The 14450-nt window shown below is 62.9% G+C and carries 18 protein-coding genes and 2 tRNA genes; 13 read left to right on the forward strand and 7 right to left on the reverse strand.

Features of this window, described 5'->3' with window-relative positions; genetic code table 11:
• Positions 1-70 precede the first annotated feature (70 nt).
• The 4 genes from NKJ08_RS29665 to NKJ08_RS29680 form a co-directional block, all read right to left on the reverse strand.
• Positions 71-883, reverse strand: coding sequence for a PopZ family protein (locus NKJ08_RS29665; protein ID WP_352526061.1), 813 nt, complete (start codon positions 881-883; stop codon positions 71-73).
• A gap of 199 nt (positions 884-1082) precedes the next feature.
• Positions 1083-2474: a TolC family outer membrane protein gene (locus NKJ08_RS29670; RefSeq protein ID WP_352526063.1), complete on the reverse strand. Its 1392-nt coding sequence runs from the start codon at positions 2472-2474 to the stop codon at positions 1083-1085.
• 186 nt (positions 2475-2660) lie between these two features.
• Complete coding sequence (locus NKJ08_RS29675; RefSeq protein ID WP_352526064.1) at positions 2661-3329, reverse strand: protein-L-isoaspartate O-methyltransferase family protein; 669 nt, start codon at positions 3327-3329, stop codon at positions 2661-2663.
• Between the two features lie 89 nt (positions 3330-3418).
• Positions 3419-3492, reverse strand: a tRNA-Cys gene (locus tag NKJ08_RS29680).
• Between the two features lie 214 nt (positions 3493-3706).
• Between NKJ08_RS29680 and NKJ08_RS29685 the strand changes: the two genes are divergently transcribed.
• Positions 3707-3913 carry a hypothetical protein gene (locus NKJ08_RS29685; RefSeq protein WP_352526065.1) on the forward strand — a complete coding sequence of 69 codons (207 nt, stop codon included), beginning with the start codon at positions 3707-3709 and terminating at the stop codon, positions 3911-3913.
• A gap of 74 nt (positions 3914-3987) precedes the next feature.
• Here the strand turns inward: NKJ08_RS29685 and NKJ08_RS29690 are convergent, their stop codons facing one another.
• Positions 3988-4248 carry a hypothetical protein gene (locus NKJ08_RS29690; protein ID WP_023676401.1) on the reverse strand — a complete coding sequence of 87 codons (261 nt, stop codon included), beginning with the start codon at positions 4246-4248 and terminating at the stop codon, positions 3988-3990.
• A 220-nt stretch (positions 4249-4468) separates the two neighbouring features.
• On the opposite strand from NKJ08_RS29690, the gene NKJ08_RS29695 reads away from it, so the two are divergent.
• From NKJ08_RS29695 to NKJ08_RS29710, 4 genes are all read left to right on the forward strand, one after another.
• Positions 4469-4543: transfer RNA gene (locus NKJ08_RS29695), tRNA-Asn, on the forward strand.
• Positions 4544-5038: 495 nt separating this feature from the next.
• The gene (locus tag NKJ08_RS29700; RefSeq protein WP_352526094.1) at positions 5039-5215 is read left to right on the forward strand and encodes an NAD(P)H-binding protein; all 177 of its coding nucleotides are present in this window, start codon (positions 5039-5041) and stop codon (positions 5213-5215) included.
• Between the two features lie 9 nt (positions 5216-5224).
• Positions 5225-5521, forward strand: a complete 297-nt coding sequence (locus NKJ08_RS29705; protein WP_352526218.1) for an NmrA family NAD(P)-binding protein — start codon at positions 5225-5227, stop codon at positions 5519-5521.
• 24 nt (positions 5522-5545) lie between these two features.
• On the forward strand, positions 5546-5884 hold the full coding sequence (locus NKJ08_RS29710; RefSeq protein ID WP_352526095.1) for a Rossmann-fold NAD(P)-binding domain-containing protein: 339 nt from the start codon (positions 5546-5548) through the stop codon (positions 5882-5884).
• 145 nt (positions 5885-6029) lie between these two features.
• Here NKJ08_RS29710 and NKJ08_RS29715 read toward each other — a convergent pair whose 3' ends face one another.
• Both NKJ08_RS29715 and NKJ08_RS29720 read right to left on the reverse strand, forming a co-directional pair.
• Positions 6030-6284 (reverse strand): hypothetical protein, encoded by a 255-nt coding sequence (locus NKJ08_RS29715; protein WP_352526096.1) that lies wholly within the window; start codon positions 6282-6284, stop codon positions 6030-6032.
• A 135-nt stretch (positions 6285-6419) separates the two neighbouring features.
• Positions 6420-6632: a hypothetical protein gene (locus NKJ08_RS29720; RefSeq protein WP_352526097.1), complete on the reverse strand. Its 213-nt coding sequence runs from the start codon at positions 6630-6632 to the stop codon at positions 6420-6422.
• A 130-nt stretch (positions 6633-6762) separates the two neighbouring features.
• Here NKJ08_RS29720 and NKJ08_RS29725 point away from each other — a divergent pair, with 130 nt between their 5' ends.
• The 8 genes from NKJ08_RS29725 (at position 6763) to NKJ08_RS29760 (ending at position 13698) form a co-directional block, all read left to right on the forward strand.
• Positions 6763-7488, forward strand: a complete 726-nt coding sequence (locus NKJ08_RS29725; RefSeq protein ID WP_352784701.1) for a GntR family transcriptional regulator — start codon at positions 6763-6765, stop codon at positions 7486-7488.
• Positions 7489-7491: 3 nt separating this feature from the next.
• On the forward strand, positions 7492-8547 hold the full coding sequence (locus NKJ08_RS29730) for an ADP-ribosylglycohydrolase family protein (RefSeq protein ID WP_352784703.1): 1056 nt from the start codon (positions 7492-7494) through the stop codon (positions 8545-8547).
• Positions 8544-9530, forward strand: a complete 987-nt coding sequence (locus NKJ08_RS29735; protein WP_352526100.1) for a PfkB family carbohydrate kinase — start codon at positions 8544-8546, stop codon at positions 9528-9530. The genes NKJ08_RS29730 and NKJ08_RS29735 overlap by 4 nt, the downstream gene beginning before the upstream one ends.
• A gap of 39 nt (positions 9531-9569) precedes the next feature.
• Positions 9570-10631 (forward strand): ABC transporter substrate-binding protein, encoded by a 1062-nt coding sequence (locus tag NKJ08_RS29740; protein WP_352526102.1) that lies wholly within the window; start codon positions 9570-9572, stop codon positions 10629-10631.
• Between the two features lie 68 nt (positions 10632-10699).
• The gene (locus tag NKJ08_RS29745) at positions 10700-11569 is read left to right on the forward strand and encodes an ABC transporter permease (RefSeq protein WP_352526104.1); all 870 of its coding nucleotides are present in this window, start codon (positions 10700-10702) and stop codon (positions 11567-11569) included.
• Positions 11569-12357 carry an ABC transporter permease gene (locus NKJ08_RS29750; protein WP_352526106.1) on the forward strand — a complete coding sequence of 263 codons (789 nt, stop codon included), beginning with the start codon at positions 11569-11571 and terminating at the stop codon, positions 12355-12357. Before NKJ08_RS29745 ends, NKJ08_RS29750 begins: the two co-directional genes overlap by 1 nt.
• Positions 12357-13424: an ABC transporter ATP-binding protein gene (locus NKJ08_RS29755; protein ID WP_352526107.1), complete on the forward strand. Its 1068-nt coding sequence runs from the start codon at positions 12357-12359 to the stop codon at positions 13422-13424. Before NKJ08_RS29750 ends, NKJ08_RS29755 begins: the two co-directional genes overlap by 1 nt.
• A gap of 1 nt (position 13425) precedes the next feature.
• Positions 13426-13698: a hypothetical protein gene (locus NKJ08_RS29760; protein WP_352526108.1), complete on the forward strand. Its 273-nt coding sequence runs from the start codon at positions 13426-13428 to the stop codon at positions 13696-13698.
• The last annotated feature ends 752 nt before the right edge of the window (positions 13699-14450 follow it).

The raw sequence follows: 14450 nt of genomic DNA on the forward strand, positions 1-14450 counted from the left end.
TGAAACGCCTTAGCGCTCGCGAGAGCTCCGGATAGTCCTTGATAACTTCTGCGGCTCGGAGTCGATAGTGCTACTGCGCGCCGCGCGCGACGCGCTCGATTTCCTCGCGCACCAGCCGCTCGACGAGCGTCGGCAAATTGTTGTCCAGCCAGTCCTGCAGCATGGGCCTCAGCATCTCCTCGGCCATCTCGTCGAAGGTCTTCTTGCTGCGGCTGGCAAACGCGTCTGAAAGCTCACCGAAAGCGGCGGCAACCTGCCGGCCCGTATGCTCCGAAAGGATCGCCGGACGTGCGGGCGGCGCCTCGCTTGCCGCCGAACGCGCCAATCCGCTTTGCGAAGGCTCCGGCACAGGTTCGGGGGTCGCCTCATCCTCGAAAATCTCGGCTTTCGGCTCGGCGTCCGGTGTCCGGGGTGCCGCGGTCTGGTCCGGCTTAGCCATCGCGTCGCCGACTGCGGCGATCTCGCGCCGCCAATCGGCAATGATGGTGTCGGTCGTCTCGGCAATCTTGGCCGTCGCAGGCCGATCCGGCTTTGCGGGCGGTTCGGCGGTGGCGTTCACCTCAGCCCGCGTGACCGGTGCTTTCGCCGGACCGGGACGCACCGGCGTTTCCGTGCGCGCAGTGACGGGCGCGACCGATGGCTGCGCCGGCACCTCGGCCCGCGTGGCCGGCTTGGCGATCTCCAGTCCGCCACGCAGTTCGGAGCGAAACGCATCCCCCTCCGGTGCCCGCCCGGCTGCCGGCGCCGGTTGCAGATCCTGGCGCAGCTCGTCCGCGTCGCCCGGCTGCTTGCGGCCGGTATCGCTGTCTTCGATGATCCTTCTGATGGAAGCCAGTATCTCTTCCATGGAAGGTTCGCGCTGTACGCTGCTTGCCGTCGCCATCGTCACATCCGCCGCCCTTGTGACTCGTTCCCAGATTTCCTGTCCGGCAAATGCCGGATTCGAATCATGGCGACAGCGTAACCGACGGAACGCCTTGCGAGAATCCCCAATCTGGCGACATCTCGGATTTCAACAGATTAGGGTCGGGAGTTGAAGCCCGCGCGTTGTTCGAGCGCGGGCTAAAAACACGGCTTGGCGATCAGCGGCCGTCCGGCGTGCGCAGGCCGATCCACTTGTCCTTGACGGCATTGTAATGCTCTTCGGGCCTGTATTTCGTCACGTTGAGCGCAAGGCGGTCTGCCGACAAATGCCCAACCGCCGAAAGGATGGCATAGCTTGCCACCACGACGTCGCGTTCGGCGCTGGCAAGATTGATCTTGGCGGTGATGACGGTTGCCTGCGCGTTGAGAACGTCGAGCGTGGTGCGCTGGCCGACATTGCGCTCCTCGATGACGCCGTTCAAGGCAAGCTGCGCGGCAGCGACCACCTGCCGGTTGGCCGTGACGCTTTGCTGCGCGGCGGTATATTGCGTCCATGCCGATGTCACGGCCTGGCGCACCTGGTCGCGACTGACATCGACCTCGATCCGCGCCTGGCTGAGCGATTCCTTCGACTGGCGAACCAATGCCGAGGTCCGGCCGCCGGAATAGATCGGCACGGTCAGCGTCGCGCCGATGCTTGCCGAATTGGTTGTGCCATCCTGCGTCGAGCCGAGCGAGCCGGGCGCGGTGTAGCGTAAGGCGCTCGAAACACCGGCCGACGCGGAGAGCTGAGGCAGCAGCGCGCCTTCGGCCGATTTCACCGAAAACCCCGCCGCGTCGACCAGGTGCTCGGTGGCAAGGATGGCCGGATGCTCGGCCGATGCAATGGCGATCGCTGCATCGAGGCTCCTCGGCAACAGCTTCGACAACGGCGAAGCCGCCCTGAGCTTGCCCGGCTCGTCGCCAACGATCTGGCGATACGTCGCGGCACTTGCCAGCGCTGTCGCGCGGGCGGCGCTCAACTGCGCCACTGCGGAGGCGCGCGAGGCATCGGCTTGCGCGACGTCGGTGCGCGTACCTTCGCCGACCTCGAAGCGCGAGCGCGCCGCACGCGCCTGCTCGGTCAGGAATTGCAGGTTCTGTTCGGTCAGAACCGCGATCTGGCGGTCGCGGATCACGTCCATATACGCACTTGCCGCGTTGAAAAGAGTGTTCTCTTCGGCGTTACGCAGGCTTTCGACAGACGCGCGGACCCGCGATTCGGCGGCCGCGACGTTGTTCCTGGTCTGAAAGCCGTCGAACAGCGTCTGGTCGATCTCGACGCCGAAATTGCCGGTGGTCAACGAGATGTTTTGGTGCAACCGGTTGCTATGGCTGGCGGAATAATCGATGCTCGCCGAACCGGTGATGGTCGGGCGCCAGCCGGACTTGGCGATCGCTACGCCCTCGTCGGTGACGCGGACGCCGGCGCGCGAAGAATTAAGCGAGGAATTGTTTTGATAGGCCTTTGAAAGTGCCCCGAGAATGGTTTCGGCCGAGGCGGCCAGTGGAGAAAGCGCGGTCGCCGAAACGAGGACAGCGGTAAAAAGCAACTTGCGTACAGACGGCACGTTATATTCCCTCATTCGTTTCGCACGGGAACTACGCCACGCTGGCTTCTCCTTCTGATCAGCCGGCGCCGCGTTTTTTATCGTTCCCCCGCTGAAAGCCCCCAGAAACGCCCGGTTATGCAGATCAGCAACGATTGTTCAAACGCAAGCGATCATGACAGCGCCTTCGCTGCAAGGCAAAATCACTCAGAATTCGAAGACGCGAATGCGTTCAAATCCAGGTAGTGGCTTAATTGCCGCATTAAATGCGCCTCTTCCGGTTACAACCCCTCCAGTCTTAAAAAAAAGCCGGGCTACGCCCGAATTGCCTTGCCCTTCGACGGCGACGAGTCGGCCGCCTTCGGCAAGCTGGTCGAACAGCGCCGCCGGCACCTCCCCGACGCTGCCGCCGATCAAGATGGCGTCGTAAGGCGCCTTGGCAGCATGGCCTTGCGGCAGCGATCCCTGGACCACGGTGACATTGCCGCAGCCTAGCGCCGCGAGCGTCGACGTGGCGGTCTCGGCCAGCGCCGCATCGCTTTCCAGCGCGACCACGGACCTCGCCAGCCGCGACAGGATCGCCGCCGCATAGCCGGTGCCGCAGCCGACATCGAGTGCCGAATCGCTTGGGCCGATATCGGCCAGCTGCATCAGCTTGGCCAGTGGCGACGGTTCCATGAGATAGCGCGGACCATCCGCCGTGTCGGCAATACGGATGTCCTCGTCGATATAGGCGAGATCGCGCTGGCCGGCGCCGACAAAGGCCTCGCGCGGCACGACAAGCATCGCCTCGAGCAGCGGCGCACTGGTCACGTCGGTGGTGCGGATCTGGCCGTCGACCATCTTCACCCGGCGTTCGGCAAAATCAGCGCTCATGTTCCAACCATCCGCTTGCCGCGCAAAGGCCGCGGCTGTTTCGACCGGAACTGAAGCCCCCAGGCGCTGATGCGCGGGAGCTCGGGCATTGGAGGCCTCGCCCGGAATCGAACCGGGGTGCAAGGATTTGCAGTCCTCTGCGTAACCACTCCGCCACGAGGCCTCATTGCTCCCGGCGTTCCACCCGGCTCCAATAGGTTGCGGCGAAAATGCCGTCAAGCGGCCACGGTGCATTCCCAACGGTTCCTCCGACATCCAGGCTCTGCTTATCAACGCAATACCACGCTAGCAATAACATATTAGCTTATCGTTAAGCATGATTCTCGGCGACAGGAACCCGAAACCGGCGACGACGTTGGGCAAGCAGGAGGCTCCCCATGCGTCGATTAGCTACGGAAAACCGCATATCGCGCGGATTGTCGCAGTCCAGATCTGCAGAGCTTGTGCGCTACGCCATCGACCGTCTCGGCATCGAAAGCGCAAACAGCCTGCCACCGCGCGACCGTGCGCGGCTGGCGTCGGCTACCGCCGTTCTCAAGGAGCTTTGCGAACGCCTGGAAAGCTGCTTCGACCAACCTCGGTAATGTAGAGGCTAATGCATAGCGGAACACGCCGTCCTCCGGCATTTTGCCGTCTGCCGGCCTCTCAGGGGGGAACCTCAGTCCGGCCGCCGCCGTCGCTCCCACCAGACGACGAAGCGGCGCCGGTGACGACGCACCAATGCGAATTCATAGGAGAGCACCAGCAATCCGATCGGCACCATCCAGAAACCCAGGATTGGCAGGAAGCCGAGAATGCCGCCGATGATCAGCACAACGCCGATCGCAATCCTGAGGCCGCGCGAGCGCGGCATGGTGAACTGGCGGCCGAAGACCGAGATTTTCCGGGCCGGTGGCTGTTCGTCGCTCATTGCCGTCATGTGAAATGTCGATCCGTTTGCATCAGTAGCACCATCAACCGGAGAAAGCCGCAACGGCCTTTTCTGTTCCGTAACAGGCGAGAGACAGCTCATATGAGGGCGCCTGCCAGCCATTGCCAGAAAGCCCTGCGCCAAAAAGCACCGAAAAAATGCGAAATGCTTCTTTGCAAAGCCGAAACGGGTTTGCTATAGGCTGCCCCACTCACGCAAGAGCCTCTGTTCCCCGGTAGCTCAGTGGTAGAGCAACCGGCTGTTAACCGGTTGGTCGCTGGTTCGAATCCGGCCCGGGGAGCCAATGCCTATTTTACGCCGTGGCGCGATGTTACACCCAGCGTGCGGAACGTGAGCGACGGCCGTTAAGTCGTGCTCGGCAACCGCCTGCGCCCCTCTGCCTCCCTCAGGCGTGTTCAGGCGTAGCGGAATCGCGAACTCGAAGTTCTCGGTTTCATCGATCCCGGGGAGCCGCGAGCCGAAATCGGCAACGGACATTCCGCTTTTTCGTTTTGCCGGACGACGTTCCAGTCGCAAGGCCTCCCACCCTGGAAAGCCCTCCACCATAGGTCGGATAGCGGCGCGGTAATGCTCCCAACTGCAGGCCGCCCAAGCCCATCAAGCTCGTCACCGGAAAACCGCCGTTCGCCAATCAGCGGGGGCTGAAACATCGCGCATGACAACTATGTCTGGTTCGGCAGGGTCGCGCCGCAGCCATTCGTGCGGCCCAAGGTTAAGCGGTCGATGGCAGCGAACTGGAGTTGCTGCCGCATCCGCGCAGAAGCGATGGAGATCGGAAATGACGGTGCTGGCAGTGGGAGCAGTCGGCAATCTCGCAGGACTTGTCGTCCCGGCGCTTGTTGGTCGTGGTGCCAAGGTCCGCGGCCTCGTCCGAACGCCGGAGCAGGTCCATGAGGCGAAACTTCGAGGCGCGGCGGAGGTCGCTGTGGACGATCTCGCAGATCCGGAAGCCTGAAGCGCGGCGCTGCAAGGGGTGGACGCCGTCTTCCACGTGGGACCGGCGTTCGCGCCAAACGAGGTCGAACTTGGCAAGAACATGGTCCAGGCAGCGGTCCGCGCCGGCGTGCGTAAATTCGTGTTCTCGGCGGTCATCCATCCCGTTCTGAGCGGACTGCCCAATCATGCCGCGAAGGCTCCGGTCGAAGAAGCCGTAATCAACTCGGACCTCGAGTACACAATCCTTCACCCGACCGTCGTGTTTCAGAACTACGCCGCCTCTTGGGCTAAGATCGTCCAGACCGGGATTGTCGCCGAACCATAGTCGCCCGACACCCGCTTCACTCGGGTGGACTATCGGGATGTCGCTGAGGTCGCGGCGATAGCGCTTACTGAGGACCGGCTCGCCTATGGCACCTTCGAGCTGTGCGCGTCAGGAAACCTCAACCGCCATGACGTGGCGGCATTGATGAGCGACGTTCTGGGGACGGAAATCAAGGTCGGAACGATCGATCCAAGCGCGGTCGGCGACCTCCCCCGGGATATGCAGACTATGTTCGAGCACTACGACCACCACGGGCTGCTGGGAAGCCCCGTGGCACTGCGCGCGATTCTTGGTCGGGAGCCCCGGTCCATTCGCGCCTATTTCGAGGAACTCGCCGCAGCGGGCGGCACAGAAGCTGGCTGAGGTATGCCGATGTTCGCGTGAATGCCGAGGCGTTGGCTGTCGGCAAAACTGGCGAGGCGGCGGATTGAGCCGGCTGTGTAGCGTGCCAACATAGCAAAAAGTGCACTGTCACCGTAATTCTAGTAATTCTAGCACCGGAGCTCCGCTACCAGCCTCCGCTACCAGCCCAAATGCTTAGCTCGGAAAGCTCGGCGATGTCGCCATAGATCATCGAACCTTTGACGAGAAAACACTTGTCTCCGAGGACTTCGTAGAGTGAGCTTGATGCGGTGCAAACCGGCAGGTTCTTCGAATTGGCGTACGTCCCGAGTGTCGCGGTTTCGACCTTACGGTCCTTGGCTTCGGCATAGCCGATGCTGATCGCGAGGATAGCGATAGCAATGAGAGTCGTCTTGCACATATTTAGCCCCATAGGAGGGGGACTCCTCAACAACCGGCGCTCGATGGCGCAATGGTTAAGCCGCGCCATGCATCAAAGTAGCACCGGCCCATGATGGGCTTCATCCATCGATTGGATGATGAGGGCTCATCTATATTAGCTAACACTTGACGACGCCGACCGCGAATTACGGTGACAGTGCACTTTTTGCGGCGTTGGCACGCTACGCAGCAGGCCTTCGCCGGGGCCGATCTCGCCGGCGCCAATCCAGCCGCCCGCCTCGCGGGTCATCAAGTCGAAATCCTCGCAGCCGAAGCTCGGCATGAACTCGGTCGAAACGTAATGACGGACATTCTCGGCGGTATTCAACAATTTTGGCGGACTGGGTCGCGCCACGGCGTAGCGCAAAAACCAGCAAACGGCGCGCCGATGCGGCACTCGTTGACAAGCCTGCCGTGATATGAACAGGATTATACAAGTTCACTGAACAGGTACCCATATGAAGCGGCGCTCGGTTCAACTGTCTCCCGGCACGGGCAAGCCCGAACAGATCGCCACCGTTCTCGAACATGAAATCCGCTCCGGTGTTCTCGGATTCGGCGACCGGCTGCAAAGCGAGAACGAGCTCGTCCAGCGTTTCTCCGTCAGCCGCAACACCGTCCGCAAAGGCCTCGAGGAACTGTCCAGCCGCGGGCTGATCACCACCAAGGTCGGCATCGGCTCTTTCGTCACCTTCGATGGCAAGCCCGTTGATGACTCCATCGGTTGGTCGCGGGCGCTCGCCAACGCCGGCGCCAATGCCGAGACGCGGACGCTGCGGCTCGAGGTGATCGAGGACCCCGACCTTGCCGCACTACTTGGCATAGAAAACCCGTTGTTCATCGCTGTCGACCGGGTGCGCACCAATGCCAGCGACGGCCACGCCATCTCCATCGAGCGCAGCCGCCTGCCATTGTCGGCCGAACTGGAGGACGTGCCGTTGCGCGGCCTGCGCGAAGGCTCGCTGCACCAGACGCTGCGCGGCGCCGGCCTCATTCCCGACCACGGCGAGGAATGGGTCGGCATCGAAATGCTCAACGCCGAGGACGCCGCAATCCTCGGCTGCCCGCAAGGCGCGCCGTTCCTGCGGGGTCGCCGGTTGACCCGCGCCGCCGATGACCGGCCGATCGAATATGTGACCAGCCTGCTAAACCCGGCGCATTTTGCGCTGCATATGAGGTTCTGAGTGATGCCGGACGACACCGGGAACATGACCGATCAGGCGGTGGGGGCGCTTGTCGGCGGGGCACTGGGAGATGCGCTGGGCATGCCGACGCAGCTTTTGTCGCCGGCCCGGATTGCCGAACTCTACGGCCATGTAGAGGGCTTCATTGCTCCTTTCGCCGATCATCCCGTGTCGAAGGGGCTCCCCGCTGGAACGATCACCGACGACACCGAACAGGCGCTTCTGCTTGGCCGTATCCTGGTCGAATCCGGCAACCGCTTCGATCATGCGCGGTGGGTCAACGCGCTGCTCGACTGGGAGCGCGACGTCAAGGCGCGCGGCAGCTACGATCTGCTGGGACCATCGACCAAACGCGCCATCGACGCCATCAACAATGGCGTACCGGCCGAGGAAGCGGGGCGCGGCGGCGACACAAATGGTGCGGCCATGCGCATTGCGCCGGTCGGCATCATGATGTCACCGGAGCCGCTGGACGCGCTGGTCGCCAAAGTTGCCGAGACCTGCCGGGCGACCCACAACACCTCGATTGCCATTGCGGCCGCAGCCGCCGTTGCGGCGGCCGTCAGCCGCGGCGTCGCCGGCGGCGACTGGCGCGCCGCTTCCGACAGCGCCATCGCCGCGGCGAGGAGCGGAGCAACGCTCGGCCATTGGGTGACCGGCGGTGACATTGCCGCGCGCATTGGGTGGGCGCAGGAGCTCGTGCGCGGCAAGGCGACGAAGGACGCGATCCGGCTGATCACCGATCTGGTCGGCACCGGCGTCGCCAGTCAGGAGTCCGTTCCGGCTGCATTCGCGGGGCTGGAAGTCGCCGGCGGTGATCCCTGGCAAGCGGCGGTCATCAGCGCCAATCTCGGTGGCGACACCGACACGATCGGCGCCATCGCGGCCGGCATGGCCGGCGCCTGCACCGGCTTTTCCCGATTGCCTCAGAACCGCATTGCAGACCTCAAGGGCATCGACATAGCGGCGGTTGGCGCGCTCGCCGCCGACCTTGTTTCGGCCCGTATATCCAGGCGCCGTGCGGACAAGACCGGTACAGGCAAGGATGCGGCGGCATGAGCGGGCGTCTCGTCCATGTCGGCAGCGCGGTGGTCGACTATGTCTATTGCATCGACGCCTTGCCGGCGCCGGGCACGGAGAAGACGGCGTCGAGCTACACGCAAGTCGCCGGCGGCGGCTTCAACATGATGGTCGCGGCCAGCCGCACCGGCATGAAGGTGGTGTTCGGCGGCCAGCTCGGCAGCGGACCCAATGGCGACTTCCTGCGCATGGCCTTAGCCACTGAGGGGATCGAGACGCTGACGCCGCCATCACCCGTCATGGACAGTGGCAATTGCGTCGCCATGATCAGCAGCGATGCCGAGCGCACCTTCGTCTCATGGCCTGGTGCGGAGAGTTTGCTCGGCCTTGACATGATGGCGCCCGTCTCGGTCGCACCGGGCGACTGGGTGTTCACCTCCGGCTATACGCTTAGCTATCCGGGAAGCCGAGACGCGCTTGTCGACTGGATCGAGGCACTTCCGGCCGACACACCGCTTGTCCTCGACCCGACACCTGTCGTCGTCGACATTCCCCGCCCTATCCTGTCGCGGATACTCGCCCGCACCACCTGGTTGAGCTGCAACACGACGGAAGCGGCCGCGCTTGCCGGTCCGGGCGGCGTCGAGACACTCGCGTCACGGCTTCTTAGCGACCACTCCCCGAAGGCCATCGGCGTCGTCATTCGCGCCGGAGCGAAAGGCTGCCATATGCGGCTGGCCGATGGCTCGGCGCAAACGATTGCCGGCTTCGAGGTCGACGCCATCGACACCAATGGCGCCGGCGACACCCATATCGGCGCTTTCGTCAGTGCGCTGGCGCGCGGCGCGCCGCCTTTTGAGGCAGCGCACTACGCCAATGCGGCGGCGGCCATTTCCGTCACCCGCCACGGTGGTTCATCAGCGCCGACCGACCACGAGATCCAGACATTCCTGAGCCATGCCGGCGGTCCGCCGATCGGCCTCCATGGCCGGAAGCAAGAGGCCAAACGCCCGACAGCCTGACAAAGCCCGGGAAGCGGGCAAACACAGAGAGGAACGAACATGCGCATGCCCGACTTGACTGCCCTGCTGACGGCGACTGCCGTCTTCACCTCCGCACTCGCATTTGCCGCCAAGGCCGACGAGGTGCACGTACTCAACTGGAAGGGCTACGGCGCCGACGAGCCGTGGGCCATCGAAGCCTTCGAGAAGGCGACCGGCAACAAGGTCGTCAACGACTTCTTCAATTCCGAACAGGAGATGCTGACCAAGCTCAGGACCAATCCCGGCCTTTACGACGTTGTCATGATCAACGCCGCCTTCAACGACCAGGCGATGGCGGAAAAGCTGATCCAGCCGATCGACACGTCCAAGCTGCCGAACTTTGCCGACATCAGCAAGGACAAGGCCGGATCGCCGATGCTCGTCCATGACGGCAAGGTCTATGGCGTGCCGTGGGTCTGGGGGCTGACGGCGCTCGCCATCAACGAAAAATCCTTCGACAAGCCGCCGACGAGCATCGCCGAAATGTGGGATCCCGCGCACAAGGGCCGCGTCACCATCCGTGATGATGCCGTCGAGGCGGTTCAGTTCGGCGCCATTGCCACCGGCCAGAACATCAACGACATCAAGGATATGGAGGCGGTCAAGGCGAAGCTCACCTCGCTGATGCCGCAGATCAAGACGTTCTGGAGCTCGGAGAACGACTGGAACCAGATGGCTGCCTCTAACCAGATCGACATCGGCACCTATTGGAGCGGCTCGGCCGACCGCGCCAAGACCCATTTCAAGCTGCCGGTCTCGCTCGTGATCCCGCAGGAGGGCGCTGTCGCCTGGCTCGACGCCTTCTCCATTCCGGTCGGTTCCAAGAATGTCGCCGGCGCCGAGGCCTTCATCAACTACATGATCGACCCGAAGTTCTATGTCGAATGGGTCACCAAGGTCGGAGCCCCGGTATCCGCCAACACCAAGGCTGTAGAAGCACTTCCCGGGGATGCGTTCAACCGCAAGGTGATGGGTGACCCGGCAGTCGCCAAGCGCATTCAGTTCCAGGCACCGATCACAGACGCCCAGCGCGAAGCCTATCTGTCGCTCTGGCAGCAGCTCAAGGTCGACGTGAAGTAACAGCAGAAGCCGGGATCAGCCGACCATCCATGTCGGCTGATCCTTCCCTATCCTGGGAGGAGGATGTCATGGCAGCACAGGTTGCAGCCGCGTCGCGCAGCGGATTGAGATCGGCCTTGCCGCTGCTGGCGCCTGCCTATCTCTGGCTGACGGTTGCGATCTTCCTGCCGCTCTCAGCCATGGTCTTCTTCTCCTTCATGACCGACCTGCCGCTGTCGGGAAAGCCGTGGGCGTTCACGCTCGAAAACTATGCCGCCTTCTTTTCACAAAGCCTTTATCTGACATTGCTTGTGGCCTCGCTGCGCCTCGGCCTCGAGGTGACGCTGTGGTGCATCGTCATCGGTTATCCCGCCGCTTATGTGCTGGCCAAGGTGCTGAAAGGCCGCAGCCGAGAGGCGATTTTCCTTCTCGTCATCCTGCCGTTCTGGTCGAACGGGCTGGTGCGCATCTTCTCCTGGGCGATGGTGCTGCGTGAAGGAGGCATTCTCGACACCGCGCTCAACGCCGTGCTGCCGTTCAAGATCAACATCGACCTGATGTATTCCTATCCGGCCGTCATCATCGGGCTGGTGCACTCCTACGTGCCTTACATGGTGCTGACCTGCTACCTAACCCTGCAGGCCATCGATGACTCGCTGATAGAGGCCGGGCGCTCGCTCGGCGCCTCGCGGCTGCAGGTGCTGAATCGGGTCATCATTCCGCTGTCGATGCCGGGGCTGGTGGCGGGCGCAGCGCTCATCTTCGTCCCGGTCGTTGGTTCGTTCATGGAACCGCGCGTCCTCGGCGGCCGCACCGGCACCTTTTACGGCACTGTCATCGAGGACCAGTTCGTCGCCGTGTTCAACTGGCCGCTGGGTGCTGCGCTCTCCTTTATCCTGTTGGCCGTCGTGCTGGTCATCCTGGCGGTTGCCTCGCCGGTGCTGCGGAGGGCTACCTGATGGCGACGACACGTGTTCTCGAATGGCTCGGCCGCCTCTACATCTGGCTATTGCTCGCCTTCCTCTATGTGCCCATCATCATCATGGCGCTGATGTCTTTCAACGTTTCGCCCTTCTACCAGCTGCCATTCGAATGGACGACGGAATGGTATGCCTCGCTGTGGCAGAACGACCAGCTTATCTCAGCCACTTGGAATAGCGTCGAAATCGCAGTTATCACTACCGTCATCTGCGTCGTGCTTGGCTCGGCGGCGTCACTTGCGCTCTACCGCTATGAGTTTCGCGGCAAGAAATTCCTGCAGGCGCTGCTGTTTCCGCCAATCGCCATTCCGTGGCTGATAACCGGCACGGCGATGTTGATCTTCTTCTTCGGCATCGGCATTGGGCGCGGCCTGTTTGCCATCCTGCTCGGCCACGTCGCGCTTGCGCTGCCCTATGTCATTGTCGTCGTGTCGGCCCGACTGCAGACCTTCGCGCCCGAGTTGGAAGAGGCGGCGCGCTCGCTCGGCGCCAATCAATGGCAGGTGACGAACCGCGTCACGCTGCCCTGGATCATGCCGGGCGTCATTGCCGGCGGGCTGTTCGCCTTCGCCGTGTCCTTCGACCAGTTCGTCGTATCCTACTTCCTGTCGACGCCCGGCCAGACGACGCTGCCGGTCGAAATCTACGCCGCGATCCGCAAGGGATTCACACCCGAGATCAATGCGGTCTCGACGATCATCATTGTCGTGTCGATGGCACTGATGCTGCTGACGGCGCGCTTCTTCAAATTCGGCGGAGAGATGTAATGGCCGGCGTCCAAGTAGCGAACGTGTCGCGCGCTTTCGGTGCCCATAAGGCGCTGGACGATGTCTCCATCGATTTCGCCGATGGCGGCTTCTACGCCCTGCTCGGGCCGTCAGGCAGCGGCAAGACCACGCTGCTGCGACAAATCGCCGGCTTCGACTTTCCCGATTCCGGCCGCATCACCATAGGTGGTGAGAGCGTCGAGCGGGTGCCGGTCGAAAAACGGCGCATCGGCATGGTGTTCCAGAACTACGCGCTGTTTCCCAATATGAGCGTTGCCGGCAATGTCGCCTTCGGCCTGGCGGTGCGCGGCGAGCCCAAGGCGGTGATTGCCAGCGAGGTACAGCGCGCACTCGACCTCGTGCAACTCGGCAGGCTCGGCGGCCGCCGGCCGCACCAGCTGTCCGGCGGCCAGCGCCAACGGGTTGCGCTCGCTCGCGCGATCGTCATCCGGCCGCGCGTGCTGTTGCTTGACGAGCCACTCGGCGCGCTGGACAAGGCGCTGCGCGTCGACATGCAGATCGAGCTCAAGCGCATCCAGCGCGAGATCGGCATCACCACCATCTTCGTCACCCACGACCAGGAAGAAGCGCTGACGATGAGCGACCGCATCGGCATTCTGCGCGATGGCAAGCTGGTGCAGGAAGGCCCGCCCGAGGAGATCTACGATCGGCCGAAGAGCGAGTTTGCCGCCACCTTCCTGGGCGACGCCAACATCCTTCGCGGCGACAGCACGGGCAACGGCATCCGCCTGCCGGACGGCACAGCGATTGCCGCCGGCGCGGGTGCCAAGCTTGCCGCTGGCGCCAAGGCAAGCTGCGCCGTGCGGCCCGAACGCCTCCGCATCTTCATTGATGCCGAGGCTCCGGATGCGGCCAATACGAATGTGCTGCGAGGGCAAGTGTCCAAACGCATCTTCGCCGGAAATAGCAACACTTACTTTGTCGAGCGTGCCGGCCAGACGCTCAAGGTGATTGTGCAGAACACCGGCGCTGGCAGGCTGGCGGAAGGTCAGGACGTCGTGCTGAGCTGGTCGCCAGAAAGCACGGTCCTGATCGCGGCGGGTTAGATTGGCAATCACCGTCGATTTTGTCGTCGGCGTGGCCGCGGTGGCCTATCCGAACAAGGGTGGCGGATTTTACCAAGACGCTGCTTCGCGGCCGCTCCTCTCGCTTGTCGTGGTGACCATGGGCATGCCTTCCGTTCTTTACCGGCTCTGGTTCCTCGGCCACGGCATTGCCGGCATGCGGCGCAGCATCCTCGGCGCATTCATGCACGGCTCGACCTCAGCGCGGCAGATCGACGGCGCCGATGGGCCTTCCGAGCCCTCTATGGCGTTATAGGTCTTGGCACCGTCGGCCCCCTTAGCGGAGCATGACGCAAAAGGCTGAAACGCCCCCCTTTTCGCCGGCAGCTCAGCCGCTTTCCATCGAAGGGCTTTCAAGGTGGTAGGCGCGTGAGCCCGTTCCTTAGTCCGAAATGATTACTTGCGCTGTAGCTAATGTAGTTACAATCGTATCAAGCCGGAAGCCGCATCGACCGGCCAAGCGCAAGTACTGACTCCGCCGCTGTCTGAAGACAGTCGACCACATTTTTTGCGGCGCGCTCTAAGGGGGAAATCCAATGAGATGGACGATTATTTGTGCGGCACTTGTGATTGCCGGATCCACCGCCACCGTTGCGCACGAGAAGAAGATGGTGGTCAGAACAGAAGTAACGTCAGCCTGCCCCGACCTGTCAGGCACGGTCAAGAAAAAGAGGGAAACAGAGTTGGATTGCCGTTCAACCGGAACTGTCTCCAGCGCAGTCCCGAAAGACAAATCGGAGCCGCGCCTAGGCTACGAAACGGTTAGTCCTGGGATCATATCAATCTTTTAGCTCACAAGCGGCTACGAAGGCGAGCGCCGGCGTGATGCGCTGCCCCTCCCCCTGCGATTGTTCCTTCGATCGGCGACAGCAACGAACGATCTGTGAGGCGGTACGTAAGCGCCACGCCGCTGCCCTCGTGCGGGGCATGAGGTGAATGTGCGAAGAATCCCCCCGATCGCGAGAGACGGAGGGCCTACGTGGGAGCAGACGGCAAAATGGACGTCGA

Source organism: Mesorhizobium sp. M0244 (assembly GCF_040321795.1).
GTDB lineage: Bacteria > Pseudomonadota > Alphaproteobacteria > Rhizobiales > Rhizobiaceae > Mesorhizobium.